Source organism: Saccharothrix syringae (assembly GCF_009498035.1).
Lineage (GTDB): Bacteria > Actinomycetota > Actinomycetes > Mycobacteriales > Pseudonocardiaceae > Actinosynnema > Actinosynnema syringae.
The window spans coordinates 3,606,708-3,621,555 of record NZ_CP034550.1 but is presented as its reverse complement, the minus strand read 5'-3'; the positions used below and the strand labels follow the sequence as shown (position 1 = coordinate 3,621,555).

At 72.7% G+C, this 14,848-nt stretch carries 10 protein-coding genes; 3 read left to right on the top strand and 7 right to left on the bottom strand.

Features of this window, described 5'->3' with window-relative positions; genetic code table 11:
* Nucleotides 1-345 precede the first annotated feature (345 nt).
* Nucleotides 346-540 (bottom strand): hypothetical protein, encoded by a 195-nt coding sequence (locus EKG83_RS16090; RefSeq protein ID WP_153278153.1) that lies wholly within the window; start codon nucleotides 538-540, stop codon nucleotides 346-348.
* Nucleotides 541-944: 404 nt separating this feature from the next.
* On the opposite strand from EKG83_RS16090, the gene EKG83_RS16085 reads away from it, so the two are divergent.
* Nucleotides 945-3,914 (top strand): ATP-binding protein, encoded by a 2,970-nt coding sequence (locus tag EKG83_RS16085; protein WP_033431027.1) that lies wholly within the window; start codon nucleotides 945-947, stop codon nucleotides 3,912-3,914.
* Nucleotides 3,915-3,927: 13 nt separating this feature from the next.
* Here EKG83_RS16085 and EKG83_RS16080 read toward each other — a convergent pair whose 3' ends face one another.
* The 3 genes from EKG83_RS16080 to EKG83_RS16070 all read right to left on the bottom strand — a co-directional run bounded on the left by EKG83_RS16080 (nucleotide 3,928) and on the right by EKG83_RS16070 (nucleotide 5,294).
* Nucleotides 3,928-4,170, bottom strand: a complete 243-nt coding sequence (locus EKG83_RS16080; protein WP_051765732.1) for a hypothetical protein — start codon at nucleotides 4,168-4,170, stop codon at nucleotides 3,928-3,930.
* 50 nt (nucleotides 4,171-4,220) lie between these two features.
* Nucleotides 4,221-4,691, bottom strand: coding sequence for a helix-turn-helix domain-containing protein (locus tag EKG83_RS16075; RefSeq protein WP_194283025.1), 471 nt, complete (start codon nucleotides 4,689-4,691; stop codon nucleotides 4,221-4,223).
* Between the two features lie 87 nt (nucleotides 4,692-4,778).
* Nucleotides 4,779-5,294 (bottom strand): hypothetical protein, encoded by a 516-nt coding sequence (locus tag EKG83_RS16070; protein WP_033431028.1) that lies wholly within the window; start codon nucleotides 5,292-5,294, stop codon nucleotides 4,779-4,781.
* A gap of 685 nt (nucleotides 5,295-5,979) precedes the next feature.
* On the opposite strand from EKG83_RS16070, the gene lanKC reads away from it, so the two are divergent.
* On the top strand, nucleotides 5,980-8,625 hold the full coding sequence (gene lanKC / locus EKG83_RS16065; protein WP_084716383.1) for a class III lanthionine synthetase LanKC: 2,646 nt from the start codon (nucleotides 5,980-5,982) through the stop codon (nucleotides 8,623-8,625).
* Between the two features lie 388 nt (nucleotides 8,626-9,013).
* Here the strand turns inward: lanKC and EKG83_RS16060 are convergent, their stop codons facing one another.
* Together EKG83_RS16060 and EKG83_RS16055 are read right to left on the bottom strand one after the other, a co-directional pair.
* The gene (locus EKG83_RS16060; protein WP_153278152.1) at nucleotides 9,014-9,595 is read right to left on the bottom strand and encodes a hypothetical protein; all 582 of its coding nucleotides are present in this window, start codon (nucleotides 9,593-9,595) and stop codon (nucleotides 9,014-9,016) included.
* A 189-nt stretch (nucleotides 9,596-9,784) separates the two neighbouring features.
* On the bottom strand, nucleotides 9,785-10,690 hold the full coding sequence (locus EKG83_RS16055) for an oxidoreductase (RefSeq protein WP_033431030.1): 906 nt from the start codon (nucleotides 10,688-10,690) through the stop codon (nucleotides 9,785-9,787).
* Between the two features lie 125 nt (nucleotides 10,691-10,815).
* Here EKG83_RS16055 and EKG83_RS16050 point away from each other — a divergent pair, with 125 nt between their 5' ends.
* Nucleotides 10,816-11,694: a helix-turn-helix transcriptional regulator gene (locus tag EKG83_RS16050; protein ID WP_033431031.1), complete on the top strand. Its 879-nt coding sequence runs from the start codon at nucleotides 10,816-10,818 to the stop codon at nucleotides 11,692-11,694.
* Nucleotides 11,695-11,736: 42 nt separating this feature from the next.
* Here EKG83_RS16050 and EKG83_RS16045 read toward each other — a convergent pair whose 3' ends face one another.
* Nucleotides 11,737-14,436, bottom strand: a complete 2,700-nt coding sequence (locus EKG83_RS16045) for a hypothetical protein (protein WP_228122636.1) — start codon at nucleotides 14,434-14,436, stop codon at nucleotides 11,737-11,739.
* Nucleotides 14,437-14,848 lie beyond the last annotated feature (412 nt).

The window sequence follows — 14,848 nt, the reverse complement described above, 5'->3', positions numbered from 1 at the left end:
CGTCCACCGTGGACGATCCCGGTCGGCCGTCGAGGTCGCCGCCGGCCGACGTCGAGAGCGCGGGGCAGGTGGGCGACCCGGTCGTCGGGAAGGCGCGGAACCCCGGCGACGACCGACCTCCCGGCTCATCCCCGGTCGGGGAACCGCCGCACTACCCGACCATCGTCCACTTCGGCCTGTTCCGGCCCGTCGCCGAGGACATCCCGCTCGGCGACGACCGGTCGGCCGAGCCGTCCCCGGAACGACGACGATCTTCGCGTCACCGCTCCGGGGCAGCACATCACGAGTGATCAACCTGCCGTCCGCGGCCGCGCACCCGAGGAGCACCCGGCACGTGCGGTCACCTCAGCCCTGGCCGAAAGCGAGAGCACCCTTGAGGATGTCACCGACACCCTCAGTGATCTCCCCGACGCCCTTGTCGACGTTGTGGAGGGTGTTGTCGGCGGTGGCCGCGGAGGCAGTGCCGGCCGTGGCCAGGGAAACGGTTGCGGCGGCGGCGAGTGCGGCCAGTACCGCCGCGAGACGGGTACGAGTGGTCATGGGACGCTCCTTCACGATCTTCCGCCACGCGGGCGGGGTCATCGGATGTGGAGGCGGTGCGCACCGTCATCAGTGGCATCGGCGAACGGCCGCAGGCCGTTAGCCCCTTCGGGCTAGAATTCTCGGGCTGCAACCCGGCTGACCGGCGACGACGAGGTCATCGGCGTCGACCGCCGCCGCGGTGCCTCCACCCGCGACCGCCGGGTGGAGCCGGCGCCCGGATCAGGTCCGGCCGCCACCGGACCGCCACCGGCCCTCCGGTCACCTCACCGGGAGAACTCCGATGAGGACCGGCCGCGGTTCCGCACCATTGCGGACTTCGCCCGCGCCCGCCGTAGCACCATTGCCGGATGGGCATGTGGTGGTCCCGGGGGCGGAGATCGACTCTCGTCCAGCACACCGTCGTGTCCGGGGGCTCGCGGTCGTACCAGGCGGGGCGGGACCTGCACGTCCACGAGGTCATCGACCAGCGGGTGGCGGAACACCGGCGCGCGTCGGGCGCCGGGTACCCGCGAGCCGAACCACGTCCGGTGGACTTCGGCCTGCGCGCGACCCCGCGGGGCCGTGACGAGGACCTGGCCTTCCTGCGCGACAACGTGGCCGCCGGGCGGCACGTCGCGCTGGTGGGGCCCGCCGGCATCGGGAAGTCCCTGCTCGTCCGGCACGCGGTCAACGCGGGGCTGCTGGCGGTGGCCGACGCGCCGGTGCTGTGGCCGCCGGACCTCCCGCCGGACGTCGACGACATCGTCCAGCTGCTGGTGCACGAGTGCTTCGAGGTCCCGCCGGACCGGGTCGTGCCGCGCGCCGACGCCCTGCGGATGCTGCGCGACGTCCGCGCGGTCGTGGTGCTCGACGGCGTGGAGGTGTCCGCCGACGGGGCCCGCGAGGTGCTGGCGTCCATGCCGCGCAGCGTCTTCGTCCTCACTTCACGGCACGACGACCTGTTCCGGGTGGCGAAGCAGCGGGTGCTGCCGGGGCTGCCGCTGGACGACGCGGTCGCCGTGGTGCGCGACGAGGTCGGCGACCCGGTCGACCTCCCGGTGGTGGAGCGCGACTGGGCGGACTGCGGCGGCAACCCCGCGCGGCTGGTGGCGCGGGCGGTGTGGCGGCGCGTCGTCGGCACGCACGGCGTGGTGCCCGAGCACGTGACCGACACCGACGTGCTGCGCGAACTGGTGCCCCGGGTGCTGGACCGGCTCACCGACGACGGCCGGGCCGCCCTGGCGACGCTCGGCGCGCTGGGCGAGGTCGGGTGGGGCGGGGACCTGCTCGCCGCGGTCTCCGGCTCCACCGGGGCGGCGGACCTCCTGCCCGCGCGCGTCGCCGTCCTGGTCGACGGCCGGTACGTCGCCGCGACCGAGGTCCTGGCGACCACGCCACCCGTCGCGGACGCCGACCTGCCCCCGCTGGTCGAACGCATCACGCACTGGGTCACCACGGCGTCCCCGGCCGAGGTGGCGTCGGAGGTCCGGGTCGTCGAGCGGGCGTTGAGCCGGTCCGTCGCGGCGGAACTGCACGAGGACGCGCTGTCGCTGGCCCGTGCCGCCGTGAACGCCCTGGCGCTGTCACGGCACTGGGGCGCGCTGGCCGTGGTGCTCCACCTCGGGCTGCGCGCCGCCGCCGGTGCCGGATCGGTGCGCGACGAGCTGTCGTTCCGCTACGCCCTGGCGGTGCGCCGACTGCACGACGGCAGCACGCGGCAGGCCGCCGAGCTGCTCGCCGCCGCCATCGCGAGCCTGGACCGCGACGACCACGACGACCGGTTGGCCACCCGCGTCCGCGAGCTCGACGCCGAGGTCCACCGCGTGGCGAACCGGACCCCCCTGCCCGCTGCGGGCGGAGCGCCGCTCGGCCTGGCCGAGTCGACCGGCACGGCGGTGGCGTCGGCCGCCGCCACCGCGGTGAAGGCCGTGCGCGACGTGTGCGTGAGCGTGGTGACGAGCACGCCGGGCGGGCTGCACCTGGTGCGGTTCGTCCAGGACAACCCCGGGGTGCTCCGGGTGGCGGCGTCGGCGGTGGCCGTCGTCGGCGTCGTCCTGGCGACGATGACGGCGTCCGGCAACCACGAGCAGGCCGACGCGCTCCCCCCGTCACCGGACAGCCACGTGGAGGCGACGGGCGTGGACGGCAAGGCCGGTCCCACCACGACCACCACCGCCCGGGTGCCCGACGGCGTCGCGCTTCCACCGGGGTCGACCACCACCACCACCGTGACGACGACGATGACGGCGGGCACGTCCGCGAACCGGGCCACGGGGATCGGCGCCGACCCGCAGCACGACCAGGACCAGGGGCACCGCGGCGATCCCGGCACCGGGCCCACCACCGAGCCGGTGCCGGCGACCTGGGGTTTCGCCCGCGTGTGGTACGTCGACCGACCGCTGGGCAGCACCCACGCGCTGTCGGGGCCGGGTGTCCCGGACAACGGCGAGGCGAACTGGACCTACGGCCCGTGGCGGATGTCCTCACCCCCGGCGGGCCACCCGACCGCCACCCACGTCGCCGTCGGGGTGCACCGGGTCCGGCTGCCCGCCGTCGGCGCGCCCGGCGGGAGCGTGCAGGTGACGATCCAGGACTACGCCGCGTGGGGAGGCGTCACCCCGTACCGCCCGGGTGGCTCCTGCCAGCCCCGGGGGTGGTACCAGGACGGCGCCGACGAGGTGATCGACGTGCTGTGCTCCGACCTCGCCGGAACGCCGGTCGACCAGCCGTTCTTCCTCCGGTACACGGCGGGCCGGGCCACCGGGGCGCGTGGTTTCGTCTTCGACGACCAACCGGCGGCGGCGACGTTCACCCCGGACGGGGCGCACGGCGTGAACGCCGGCGCCGTCACCCGGACCGCGGTCGGCCGGTACACCGCGGACCTGCCCGGGTCCGCCGGGGGCGCGGTGGACCTGACGGCCGTCGGCGCCCTCCCCCGGCACTGCGCCGTCACCGGCCGCCGGGGCGACTCCGTCGACCTCGCGTGCACGGCACCGGACGGCACGGCGGCGGACACGATGTTCACGGCGGCGTTCGCCGTGCGCCAGAACTTCCTGGACGACCCGCGCAAGCCCGTCGGCGACTACGTCGTGACCACCGATTCCCCCGCCGCCGCGGCGCCCACCGCCACCGTGCGGTGGTCCTCCGGCGGCACACCCGTCACCCTGGACCGGACGTCGACCGGCAAGTACAAAGCGCACTTCGCCAACGGCTACATCCCGAGCACCATGCACGTCACCGCGAGCGGGTACGGCAACCACTGCGGCGTGATGCAGTTCAACGACTACTCGGGCCCCGACAACGCCTCGGTGTGGGTGGCCTGCTTCGACTCGGCGGGAACCCTGGTCAACACCGGCTTCACGCTGTCCTACACGTCGGCCAGGATCTACTAGTAGATTGTCGCGGCTAATTCTTGGGGTAGAGGTGGCGGAGTTTGGCGCGTGCGTCGTCGGTGGTGAACTGCCAGCGGACCTGACGCTGTTCGGTGTTGATGGCGTGTTGCCAGGCGGCGAGGCGGGCGTCGCGGCCCGGCCGGGCCGGCAGCGGGTCGCGGACCTGGCCGAGGAACTGGACGGGTTTCTCGTCCATGCACACCACCGGACGGGCGGGGTCGCGCGGCCGGGCGTAGACGGCGAGCACGTCCTCCATGCGGGCGGCGAACTCCGCGTTCGCCCGCGGCGGGATGTTCCAGCACTTCCTCAGATGAGGACGCAGTTCCGTTTTTTCACAACCCGGCCGATGGTCGAGTGGTCCAGGTTCGGGATGCCCTCGGTGAGCTCGACGTGCTTCTCCAGCAGCCGCAACGACCACCGGGCATACCCCGCCGGCGGCGCCGAGCACGCCAGCGCGATCAGCCGGGCCTCCACCTCGCCGGTCACCGGGGACGGCACCGGTGGGAGGTCCCGCTTCCTGCGTGACACCGTGGCCAACGCATCGCCACCGGTCTCGGCGAACCGCTTGGCGACCAGCCGCAGCATCTCACCCGAAACCCCGAGGCGGGCCGCGATCACCTCCTTCGGGTCCGGCTCGCCCACCGAGGCGTCCAGCTCGAGCAGGACCTGGGCCCGCCTGATCGACGACGCCGGATGCACACCCGTGGTGATCAGCCGGATCAACGCCTCACGATCCCGCGCCGACAACCTGACCGGCCGCTTCAACTGGGACGCCATGTCAACAGTCCTTGTCCGGCAGGGAGAAGGACCTGCCGGACAACAGCCTCTCAGCCACAAGCACCACAACTAAGCAGCGACACGCCACTAGTCGCCGAGGTTTCTCAGCACTCCACCAGCGATCATGACAGGGACCGCTACGACCATGAGCGCCGGAACCCAAGACCAGACGTCTGTGCTGTCCCCAGTGATGACCACGCGGGCGAAGAAGCCTGTGCAAGCCGCGATTGCCATCACGCTGGCGACAGTCATGAACGCCTTCCCGACTCGATGGACCAGGTTCTTCGACCGGGCACGCTGACCCGACTGCTGAGAATCCTCCACGTCGGCTGCGTCATCACGCCGCGCGAACGGCGGCGGGGTCTTCCTCATGTAGAAGATCAGCAAGTATCCGGCACCAAGGGTGATGAACGATCCCACAGCGGCCAGCGCAGGCCATCGCCCGAACCCCGATTCGCCCAGGCCGTCGACGAAAACACCCACGAGGCCCACCACGCTCATCGCCGCTCCGAGTGCCATGACGCCGATGGCCAAGCCGAAGGCGATCCGATCGCGCTGGATGCGCTGGATCAACAGCCGCTCGTCATCCGAGTTCGAGGTCATGCCCCCAGCGTGCCGTTCGCAGGTGCCGTCCCCGAGCCGCCGAACGAGCGATACCCGCCACTCGATCGCTGCACTTGGAGATCTGGCGAGCCTCTGCGCCTTGCCGCGCTGCTCCTCCGGCGACTATGCCGCAGCCGACTCCCTGCTGTGCGAGCCGTGCGTCGCCTGGGTGGTCGCCCGTGCTCCCGGGCACGGAGCAGTGCATCACGCACGTAATCGCCGCTGACTTGCATCAACGACGTGATGTCGGGCACCGCCTGCCCTTGGGCGGACATCAACACCACGATCGCCCGACGCAACCGCACCGGATCCTTCGCGCTCCGACCGATCCTGGCCAACTTCCGGCCTTCTTCCGTGGGCAACGGCCGGACGAACACCTCCGGACGACGACCCACGACCACCTCCCGCTCGACATGGGAGGACAAGCCTGGACCGTCAGCCCACCGGACCGATTAACGGGTCAACGTTCCGAGATGCAGCACTAGGAACACCCCGGCGCGGTCGAGCGCGCTTCATCGCGCGGTTGGGCTCGACGCCGGAACCGCGCTGCACCGTTGCTACCACCGTGTTGGACCACTCGGAACGTTCCCGCATTCCCCGAAAGCTGTTCCTTGACGTTGTCGGTGCCGGTTGCGATCCTTGATTCGCGCGCCGGTGTACTACCGTCCACAGACAGGGGCATGAAATGGTCGTGGACATGTCTTCACTGATCGCGGATCCACATTATTACGAGCAGTGGGACACCATTGATCCCGGGGTTCGCTATTTTCCCCCGCAGTTGCCCGACGGGTGGACCCGGCGGCACGACGGCGCGTGGACCCACTGGGGGCCGCCCGGGCTCGTCCTCCCCGACCAGGGCTGGAAGGTGCACGTGTCCAGCTCCCTGCGCAACGCGCGGTCCGTGCTGGCGGTCGTGTCGTTGGCGTGCGCCGAACTCGGGGTGCCGTTCAAGCACCTCGCGGGCGAGCGCACCTTCCTCGTCGCGCACGACAAGCACGCCGCCAGGCCGCAGAGCGGCAAGTTCTGCACCCTCTACCCGCCCACCGAGGAGTGCGCGCGGCTGCTGATGGGGCGCCTGTCGGCGGACCTGGCCGGGATCGACGGGCCGTTCGTGCTCACCGACCGGCGATTCGGCGACAGCACGTGCGTGTCGTACCGGTACGGCGCGTTCCGCGGCCGCAGCAGGGTCGACGCGGACGGCAACCACGTGCCGACCATGACCGGTCCGGACGGGCGGGTCGCGGACGACGAGCGCGGGCCCTCCTTCCGCCTGCCGCACGGCATGTCCGACCCGTTTCGCGAGGACACCCCGGCGCGTGCCGCCGGACCGGTCACCCTGCACGGCTACACGTTCGACTCCGTGCTGCGGCACAGCAACGCCGGTGGCGCCTACCGGTTCCGCACCGGCGACGGCGCCACCGTGTTCGTCAAGGAAGCGAGAGCGCACAACGGCTACACCGCGGACGGCGTCGACGCGAAGACCCGCCTGGCCGAGGAGTACCTGGTGCTGCGGGAGGTCCACGCCCGTGCGCCCGGCGTGTGCCCGCGACCGGTGGAGCTGTTCCACCACTGGGAGCACAGCTACCTCGTCTCCGAGTTCATCCCGGGCGTGTCGCTGTACCGGTGGATGGTGACGAACAACCCCGCGGTGCTCGACCACGCGGACGCGGCGGCGTACGCCGGGTACCACGAGCGCTGCCTCGCACTCCTCGACCAGCTCGACGCGCACCTGCGCGCGCTGCACGACCTGGGTTTCGTGTTCGTCGACCTCAGCCCCACCAACGTCCTCGTCGACGACGAGGACCGCGTCCGACTGGTCGACTTCGAGGCGGTGCAGCCCACCGACCGCGTGCGGCGGTACCTGGGCACACCGGGCTACCTGCACCCGGACCCGCCGGCGGTGGCCGGGCACGACCCCGCGGAACTCGACCGGTACGGGTTGTCGGCGCTGGCGCTGCTCCTGGTGTTCCCGCTGCACGAGGTGGCCGAACGCCACCCGGCCGCGCTCGACCACCTGCACGCGGACCTGGTCGAGACGGCCCCCGTCGAGCCGCGGCTGTGGCGCTGGGCCACGCGCTGCCACGAACGCGCCGGAGACACCCGGCTGCCCACCCCGGCCGCCGTACGGGCGGACCCGATCGCCGCGCTGCGCGACCTGGCCGAGCGAACCGCCGACGCCATCGAGGAGGCGGCGCGACCGGACCACCCGGCACGGGTCTACCCGACCATCCCCCTCGGGCACCGGACGAACACCCGCGCGTTGGCCGCAGGCACCGCGGGCGTGCTGCACGCGCTGCACCGCGCGGGCCGCGCCGCCGACCCGGCGATCGTCCGGAGGCTGCGGGACGAGTCGCTGGCGTCAGCCGGGAGCACCGCGCCCGGCCTGCTCCACGGCAGCGCGGGCATCGCGGGCGTGCTGGCCGAACTCGGCGAGGGCGACGCGGCCGAGAAGCTGCTCGACGGGGCAGCCGCGCATCGCCTCAACCACACCTCCGGCACGTTGGGCGGCGGCGCGGCGGGCACCGCGCTGGGGTTGCTGGCCCACCACCGGCGCACCGGCGAGCAGCGTTGGCTGGACCTCGCCTCGGGGCTGCTCGAACGCGTGCCGGACGGTGACGGGCTCACCGCCCGCCTGGGCCCGTCCACCCGCTCCGGGCTGGTCGGCGGACGGGCGGGTGTGGCGCTCGCCCTGTACCACCTGCACCGCGCCACCGGGGACGACCGGCCGTTCGCGCGCGGCATGCGGCTGCTGGGCGAGGAACTCGCCTACGCCGTGCCCCTGCCGGGCGGCGGCGTGGGCTTCCGCGCCGCCCGCAACGACCGGCGCGTCTACCCCTACCTGTTCGCGGGCAGCGCGGGGTACGCCTGGGTCCTCTCCCGCTTCCTCGCGCACCGGCCGGGCGCGGAGTTCGACGTGCCCGTCGACGTCGACCTCAGCGCCACCGAGGTGCTGTCGCGGTGCCTGGACGCGTGCACGGCCCGCTTCACCGTGTTCCCCGGCCTGTTCCCGGGGCTGGCGGGCCTGGTGACGACGCTGGCCGACGCGGGCAGGCGGCTCGACCGGCCCGAGCTCGTGGACGCCGCGCTGACCAGCGCCCGCGGCCTGTTCAGGTACGCGGTGCCGCACGGGGGCGGAGCGGGCTGGCTCGGCGAGCCGGGCCAGCGGATCTCCACCGACCTGTGGTCGGGCGGAGCCGGTGTCCTGGTCGCCCTGCGGCTCCTGCTCGACGCCCTCCGGACTCCCCCGGCACCGCGTCGAGGGGACACCGGTGCACCGACACCGGGTGAAAGGAGTGATCGGCATGGAGGAAGCCCTGTTCCTGCAAGCTGAGGTGGCGCCGGAGGACGACCTCATGGCCTGCAACGTGCTCACCATGAGCAGCCGAGGCAGCGTTTGTCTGTGACCCCACCACGCGTCGCCGCTCGCCGGGTGCTGCACCCGGCAAGCGGCGACGCGTGCTCCCGCCCGGGTCGACCCGCAGGTCGGCGGTCAGCCGCGGCACGACCGGCTTCCGGGCACCGAGGTCGACCAGCACGTCCCGCAAGGTGACGGGCTCGGACCAGTCGGGCGGATCGCCCCGGGTCGGGCAGGCGCGGTAGGCGCGCAGCAGGGGACCGACCACGTCGGTGCCGCGCCCGAGGTGGGTCAACTCGGCCTGCGCCTCCTCGGCCCGCACGCGTCGACGCCCGGCCGCACTTCCCCACGAGGCACCCCGGCTTCACGACAGCCCGGTCTGGTTCCACCCCCGCACCGGGAGACGACCGCTCATCTGCAGGACGAGCACCGCCGACAACCCGGTGGTGACGAGCCCGGAGAGCCAGATGGCCACCAGGCCGCACCGCGCGAGGACTGCCACGTTGCCACCGGCGAAGACGTACCCCGAAACCCACGCCAGGGCGAGCGCCCCGGCCCCGACGAACGTGAGGAGCAGCGGGAGGGTCGATCCCAGCATGTGAGGTCTCCCCTGCTGCCGGTCCAGCCAGCTCTCCCAGTGCAGGCCACCCGGCGTCCTGGGGCTCAACTCCTCCTTGATGTACTTCGCCACCCGTAACGTGCCGAAGTGGTGGGCCACGACGCGACCGCAGAGCAGGTAGGAACTGAACGGGACGATCAGCAGCAGGGCGATCATATTAGGACGGGACAGCGAAAAACCGAACACCGCACTGGCCAGGGTCAACTGGAGCGAAAACAGGTGCTGCTGGGATTTGACCCTTTCCTGGATTTCGTCGCGGAGCGCCGAGAACTCCGCGAGAGGCCCGTCGAAATCAATGATCTTCGAGTCACCACGTGTTGTCGACATGACCGGCACCGTACCAGTCCGACCACCCCATTCCGAGGAATTGGAGAACCACCTCCACGCACCTGCGCACTTCAGCGACGAGCAGCGCCCACACGGAATTCAACCCGCCCCCGCCCCGCTGCGCGGAGACAACACCGCGATCACCGATCCGACCCGCCGGCGTGGGCCGACCGGTCGGTACCCGCGGGTTCAGGGGTAGCTGACGCCGGTCAGCTCCTCGGCCGCCGCCCAGAGGCGCCTGCCGACAGCCGGATCGGCGGCCTCCCGGCTGAGCCGGGCCTCGGCGACCCGGCCCCGCGTCTCCCACAGCCCGGCCGGACCGAAGAACCGGCCGCCCGGCACCCCGGGTTCGGTCGCGGCGCGCAACTGCGGCAGCGCGCCCCGCTCCACCGGCTGGGTGGCCAGCAGGCCGAGCCACGCGACCACCCGCCCGAGCCTGCCGCGGTGCTCCCAGGCGCGCGGGGTCAGGTTGGTGCGGGTGATGCCGGGGTGGGCCAGCGCGCTGACGACCGGCGACCCGGCGGCGCGCAGGCGGCGGTCCAGCTCGACGCCGAAGACGGTGGTGGCGAGCTTGGACCGGCCGTAGGCGGCGGTTGCCCGGTAGTTCCGCTCGAACATCAGGTCGTCGAAGTCCAGGTGCGCGGTCTTGTGCGTGATCGAGCTGAGGTTGACCACCCGGGCCTCCCGCGCCGCGGCCAGGTTGTCGAGCAGCAGGCCGGTCAACGCGAAGTGGCCCAGCATGTTGGTGCCCAACTGGAGTTCGAAGCCGTCGGCGGAGGTGCGGCGCGGCCCGAGCAGCACCACGCCGGCGTTGTTGACCAGCAGGTCGATCACCGGGTGGTCGGCGGCCAGCCCCGCCGCGAAGGCCCGCACGGAGGCGAGGGAGGCGAGGTCCAGCTCGCGCACCTCGACGTCGCCCCCGATCCGGCGGGCGGCCTCCCCGCCGGCGGCGGTGTCGCGGACGGCCAGCACGACGTGGGCGCCGCGGCGGGCCAGCTCGGTGGCGGTGACCAGGCCGAGGCCCGAGTTCGCGCCGGTCACGACGGCGACCCGGCCGCGCTGGTCGGGGATGTGGTCGGCGGTCCATCCGGTCATCTGCAGCTCCTGGGGTGTCGATGGGACCACGACGCTAGGAGCGATCCGAGCCGGCCCGCTGGTCCCCGGCTGCCTAGGTCCGCGAGACCTACCCTCGACGATCGGGGCCACGGCACACTCACGGCGTGAGCAACCCCCATCCGTACGCCCGCGAGCTCGGGGACTTCCTGCGCGCCAGGCGCGGCCGGCTGCGCCCGCACGACGTCGGCCTGGAGCCGGGCGGCCGGCGCAGGGTCACCGGCCTGCGACGCGAGGAACTGGCCCTGCTGGCCGGCCTGAGCACCGACTACTACCAGCGGATGGAGCAGGGCCGGGAGGTGCGCCCGTCCGACGACGTCCTGGACGCGCTCGCCGGCGCGCTCGACCTCGACGACGAAGAACGCCGACACCTGTTCACCCTGGCCCACGCCGCCCGCCGACCGATGCCCGACCGGGTGAACCGCGCCCCGGAACGGGTGCCGACCAGCACCCGGCGCCTGCTGCGGGTGGTGGACACCCCGGCGGTCGTCCTGGGCCGGCACCTGGACCTGCTCGACTGGAACCCGATGGCGCAGGCCCTGCTGGGCGACCCGCACGCGTACCCGCCCGACCGCCTCAACATGCTCCTGCTGATGTTCGACGACGCGCTGACCGGCGAGCGGAGCTGCCCCGACTGGGAGCGGCAGGCCCTGGACTACATCGGCATGATGCGCGCCGCCGTCGCCACCGACCCCACCCACCCCCGCGCCACCGCGATCGTCGGCGAGCTGAGCATCCGCAGCGCCGAGTTCCGGCGGCTGTGGGCCCGGCACGACGTGCGCGAGTCGGTCAGCGGCACCAAGACCTTCCGGGTTCCCGAGGTCGGCGACATCACCCTGGACTGGGACACCTACCCGCTACCCGGCAACCCCGGCCCGGTCATGCTGGTCTTCACCGCCGAGCCGGACAGCACCGACGCGGACCGCCTTCAGCTCCTGGCGTCGTTGCACGCGACCCGCTCCGCACTCACCGACGAGCACTTCTGAGGAAGGCGGGGGTGCGGACGAACAGGCCCGCACCCCCACCGGTCACCGCCCGTCCGACGCGCCGTCGGTGACCGTGCCGACGAGCGAGATGCCGGGGGCACCCGGCGCGGAGTTCGCCAGGTCGAAGCGGACCCGCTCGACCGGCTCGGTCTCCGCGTCGACCACCGTCTGCACGAACAGCTCCCTGGTCACCTGACCGGGCAGGAAGACGGCGACCAACTGCAACCCGGTGGTGGACAACGGCCGCGAGGGCAGCGGTTCCTCCCGGGAGACGCGCTGGCGGAACCACGTCTCGTCGACGTCCGTGGTGGACAGCTCGACCCCGTCCGGAGCGACCGGCAGACCCCGGACCGTGACGTTCGAGTCGGCCGGCGAGGACAGCGTCAACTGCCAGAGCAGGGTGCCGCCCTCGGAGACCTCGTCGGTGACCGGGGTGGCGGTGATGCTCGGCACCGGGTCGTCGTTGGGCACGGTAAGCCGGTCCGCGTAGTGACCGACGAACGCGCCCCGCACGGGCTTCACCAGCACCGTGCGCCTGGCGTCGAAGCTCCAGCGGGTGTTGCCGGTGACCTGCACCGGGATCTCGACCCGGTGCTGCCCCGGCTCGATCGCCACCAGCCGCTCGGTGTAGGTGGTGGCGCCCTGGTCCTGGACGAACACGCGCACCGAGGCGGTGCCGTCGCCGGTCACCGAGACCGGGAACCCGACGGTGCGCGTGCCGGAGTCGCCCTCCTCCACGGTCAGCGCGCCCAGGTCGACGCGTGGCAGCGGGGTCGGGCGCGGGTCGGGCAGGCCGGGTGCCCAGCCGTGGGCGTCGATGAGCCACGCCTGACCGGCACCGCCGTGCGGGGTCAGTTCCAGCGCGGCGACGCGGCGCAGGTCGATACCGCGCAAAGGCACCCGGACCTCCTGCGCCCAGCTCGCGGTGTTCCGCCCGGTACCGGGCAGGCCGTCCACCGTCACCGACCCGAGGTGCGCGCGCCGCCCGGCCGCGTCGGTCACGGCCACGTCGAACCGGTTGCCGGTGCTGTTCGGCGGCACGGCCAACCGCAACGCCAACTCCCGCGCCCCCGCCAGCGACACCGGCGCACCGGGGCGGACGGTCGCGGCCTGCCCGTCGGCGGTCCACCGCAACGCCACGGCGAACCGGCCGGACTCGGGCACCACGCGGTTGAACCGGACGAAGTGCGGCAACGGGCGGGACACCGCCGGATCGACACAGGCCGCGGCCGTATCGGCCGTGACCTGCGCGCACACCGCCGCCGACCCGCCCGCCGAGGTCGCCTCGTCGGGCACCACGAACGGGGTGCGGGCGCCGCCGACCGCGTGGCCGAGCACCCGCGCCGGGTCGGCCGAGGGCGCACGGACACCCGACCCGTCCAGCAGCGGCAACACCCGCCGATCCCCCGCCACGAACAGGCGTGCCGCCGCCGCGATGTAGACCGCACCCGCGGTCTGCTGCTGCCCGGCGGTGAGGCGGGTGGCGGTCCCCGGCGAACACACCGCGTCCTCGGGCGGCGACCGGAAGTCGTCGGCCGCCGGAGCCTCCGCCTGCCCCGGCGTCCACTCGCTGTTGAAGAAGTTGTGGTTCGCGCCGACGACGTACAACGCGCTGTGCAACGCACTCCCCCGACCCACCCCACGGGTCGCGTCCACGAACAACTGACCCTGGAGATCGGAGACGTCACCGTCGCAACCGGGCAGGATCGTCACCGACGGCACATCCGGCGCCGGATTGTGCCCGAAGATCGTCGGACCGATCAGCACGGTGCCCCCGACCGTCCACCGCACCGGACCGTCGTAACCACTGCCCGCGGGCGGCGGCGTGAGGCTGTCAATCACGGCCCGGTTGACGCCCTCGCCCCCACGCGAGTGCCCGACCAGCAACACCCTGCCCACATCCGCGACCGGCGCGGCCCGCACCACCTCCGGCGCCGAACCCCGACCGGCACCCGCCCACTCCGCCCACCTCGCCAGATGCGCCCGCACCAACGCCGACCGCGCACCCGCCCCGGCCTCCACGTCCAACACGTCCTGCGCGTTGACCGAGTTCGCCGAAATCGACACCGTCACATAACCCTGCGAGGCCAACAACCGCTGCGCCTGGAGATAACCACGATGACTGGGCACCGGCTTCGCCGGCACCGGACACGGCCACTCCAGCAACTGCGTCGTGCCGTCGTAGCAGGAGATGTGCCTGCCGTGCAGGAACAACGCCAACGGACGCCGACCCGACACCCCCTCCGGCGCCACCACCACCGCCTTCATCTCCAACGGCACCGCATACCCCGGCACCGTGATCGGGTCCAGCTCGTACTCCCCCGCACGCGTGGCGAACGGCCCCGGCTGACCCGGATCGACCTCCCCGGCCGGCCGCAACGCAGGCAACGGCGCGATCGCCGCCGTCGACAGGGGCGCAGGCTCCTCGACGTCCAACCGCCTGTCCGACGCCCGCACCTGAAGCCCGTCGGCGTCCTCGACCCCGACCCCGTCCAACGTATAGGTGCGCAGATCGGCCGACGGACGCGGCACACCCAACAACCGATCACCGTCCCAGAACTCGACCGCCGCACCACCCGGCGGAATCGGGGCGGGCGCCGTCCACGTCAGCCGCTCCCCGGCGATCGCCCAGCCCGACGGCGGCGGCGAGTCCGGCACCGGTTGGGCGTGGGCCGTCGTGGTGACCGGCATGACGAGAGCCGCCACCGTCAACGCGGGTAGCAGGATTTTGAGCGAGCGCATGTGCAATCCCCCTGACGTGATCACCGCCCGACCAGTTCTAGTGGTGCAGGTCACCACGCCACAAGCGTTGCCGAAATTGTTGCGGGTCGTTGGCCCCAACACTTCCCGAAAGTCCCCCTTGGCCGCCGTACGGCCCCGGAGGCCGGGGCGGAGGTCTGGCCGGTGGCGCAGGTGTCGGCGTGGAACGGCGAGCGACCATCGCAGTCACCCCCGCGGAGCAGTGCCCACCCGCCGATCGGACGCCCGACACCCCCTTTTTCAGCCCCCTCCACCGGCCTTCGGCGACGTTGATCCCGACGGCCGGGCGGTGGTATAAGGGTTTCGGTGCGATTCCAAGGTGTGGTGGTGAGAGCCCACCGGTTCCGCCGGTCACGGCGGGACGACTCGGTGCGATTCCGAGGCCACGCGGTGA

Coding starts and splice junctions, on each gene's coding strand:
- EKG83_RS16090 (WP_153278153.1), bottom strand. CDS start 540: ATGACCACTCGTACCCGTCTCGCGGCGGTACTGGCCGCACTCGCCGCC.
- EKG83_RS16070 (WP_033431028.1), bottom strand. CDS start 5,294: ATGACCTCGAACTCGGATGACGAGCGGCTGTTGATCCAGCGCATCCAG.
- EKG83_RS16055 (WP_033431030.1), bottom strand. CDS start 10,690: ATGACCGGATGGACCGCCGACCACATCCCCGACCAGCGCGGCCGGGTC.
- EKG83_RS16080 (WP_051765732.1), bottom strand. CDS start 4,170: ATGGAGGACGTGCTCGCCGTCTACGCCCGGCCGCGCGACCCCGCCCGT.
- lanKC (WP_084716383.1), top strand. CDS start 5,980: ATGGTCGTGGACATGTCTTCACTGATCGCGGATCCACATTATTACGAG.
- EKG83_RS16045 (WP_228122636.1), bottom strand. CDS start 14,436: ATGCGCTCGCTCAAAATCCTGCTACCCGCGTTGACGGTGGCGGCTCTC.
- EKG83_RS16075 (WP_194283025.1), bottom strand. CDS start 4,691: ATGGCGTCCCAGTTGAAGCGGCCGGTCAGGTTGTCGGCGCGGGATCGT.
- EKG83_RS16060 (WP_153278152.1), bottom strand. CDS start 9,595: ATGTCGACAACACGTGGTGACTCGAAGATCATTGATTTCGACGGGCCT.